This is a genomic window from Solibacillus sp. GQ1 (assembly GCF_059758555.1).
Map to the genome: position 1 here is coordinate 1 of NZ_JCAXEX010000013.1, position 2,538 is coordinate 2,538.

The 2,538-nt window shown below is 31.2% G+C and carries 1 protein-coding gene; it reads right to left on the minus strand.

Features of this window, described 5'->3' with window-relative positions; all coding sequences use genetic code 11:
- Nucleotides 1-355: 355 nt before the first annotated feature.
- Nucleotides 356-1,288, minus strand: a complete 933-nt coding sequence (locus AC6CH1_RS19185; RefSeq protein WP_498318862.1) for a DNA primase — start codon at nt 1,286-1,288, stop codon at nt 356-358.
- Between the last annotated feature and the right edge of the window lie 1,250 nt (nt 1,289-2,538).

A 2,538-nucleotide genomic window follows, 5' to 3' on the forward strand; every position in this document is an offset into this window, starting at 1 on the left:
CGTTTAAATTAAATACGAGTTTAACTTGTTCATTTTAATATTCAACATCGAGAATCGTGTGGGATATGAATTACTTTTATAATCCGAGGTTCCGTTTATAAACTTTTCCCCACTTAGTTCTCTATATAAATCAGTCCGTGATTTCCCTGAGAGAGAAAATAAAATTACCAGCATTCGATTTTTTCTCAAATTCGCTGTAATAAGAAACCTGAGAGAATACGGGGAATAGTAGAATGGAAATAATTTCTCTACTTTGTAATTTATTAATTACACACATAGATTATGTTTTAATATAAAACTTATATAAAGTCATTTTCAAAGTAAAAACGCTCCCTTATGGAAGGAAGCGTTTAGATTATTCATTTTGGTAACTTATAGATTGTTCATGGTATTCAAGTAGTGCCTGGGTTAATTGTTTTGGAAACTTTTCTTCGATATAAGCTGCGATATACAGCTTCTTATCTACTTCCATTTGAGCAGAACGGAAAAGTTTCTGGAAAAGGGTTGTTTTTCTTTGTTGCGAATAATGCTGTACTGCTTCATTTTGCAAACGGTTGAGTACAATTTGTTCAATTGCCTTTTCCCTAATACGAATTGCGATATCCTCTTTATTCGAAGCCATGATTTCCTCGACTTTCTTTTTCAATTCAGCATTTTCCTGTTCAAGTTTTTTCGTAGCTTCTTGGATCTCCCCCAATTCTTGTGAAGGTTCTGGAGGGAGAGCTTTGATTTCCTGTTTAAAAAAATCATAATTTAAACTTAACTGCATTTGTTCAGTATCTTCGTCTTGTTCCATTTTAAACAAACCTGTCTTCATAATCTGCTCCAGTGCTTGGCTCATGGCATTGAGTCTGTATTCAATATTGTCGGGCATCCCAACTTCTGTTGAGGACGGAGTTCTTTTTTTGATAATATGGCCATCTTTATTAATACGTAACAGCTGCTTTAACCCTTTTACACGATACTCGTCTTTTAATAGCAAAATCATACGCAGTTTTATAACCGCTTTAAAATCTAAACGAATAACAGATGCTGTAGTTGGATTTGAGGCTTCATCATCAAAGAGATACTCTTCAAACGGTTTAATATAGTAACGTATCTGTGCGTCAGTGACATTAAACCAGCTGGCTACTTCAGGTGTTGAATAGTATTTTTTTTCAATGAGGTCGGACAAATAAGGTTCCGATAAAAAGAATTGTTCAGTTGGTGTTTCTTTAATTACTAAATATAACGGGTCATCTGCAAAAATTTCTTTAATACGTTTTTCTATCGAAATCGTTTGTTCCACTTTTCTTCTCTCCTGTTCTACGGGGAATTTTCCTATTCTATGCATTGCTAAAATTACTTCTCTACTTTTTTCTATTCTTAATGGTTCGGTTTTATACCAATTTTTTAAAAAAGAGAATGAAAAGATGTACTATAAGTTAACTAAACAGTTTTTTTCAAAATTAATGGTGAATTTTAATTAAGGTAGAGAAGGTATATAATCTAGCCAGCAATGAACTTAATTCTGAAACAGAAAATGACTGAAGTAAAAACTACTTACGATATGAAATCTTATAAAGATGAACTTCTATTATTATCTCGGTCAGTATTATGAGAAGTTTGGATATTCAGAAGAAGAGATTAAATATCCATTCAAGCGTGCAGAAATTTTTTTGGGAGTATTAAAACGAGAAGCTCATTTAAAAAATTTGAGGGAATTGAAAGGGCACTGGCTTATTTAACTTGTGTTAATTTATGATAAGAGGCGTTTCTAAAATATTTAATAAGGCCCCTGTTTCCATTTTTACTTTTTAAAAACTTTGGAATCGGTGAGGCGAATTGATTGGACTTCCCCTCAATTTATACAAAAAGTATAAATCTTTTCGGATCCAACATACGAAACTTACTTTTTTCTCAGCAACAAGTAGTCTATAGCTTCATGGAATTCAGAACCTCCCCTATTTTTTTATTTTTGATCTTCAATAGGTGTCATATTAATTTCCTCTTTTTCTACTTATATATAAAATATATACATGATTTCTGTAAAAAAGTTACAATGTTAGAATGTTAATATTAATTCTACTCTCTTTATTTACCATTGGAGAAATCAGAAACTTTAAATATGAAAAAGGTTTTTAGTTACTAGTAATTGTAATACTTCTGGGCATACTCGAGATGTAATTTTGAAAGGGGGAATTACCTTTTTCATAACTTCTTTGCAAGACAAGGTTAAACAGTAAGGTTGTTATATATGGGGGAATATTATACTGAGCTTGACTTAGTTGATGATAGAAACGCAAATATATATATTAATTATACTAAATCAAAAAAATTTATAAAAAACTATTGCTAAGTGAATAATATCATGATATATTATTATAAGTCGCAAGGACGACAACGAATATCGAAAAAACATTTTAAAATAAATGTTGACATAACATTTGAGAAATGGTAAGATATAAGAGTTGTCACTGAGACGACACAATGAACCTTGAAAACTGAACAAGCAACGTTAATGAAACAAGCTTCTTAAATGAAGCAAACAATAGATTC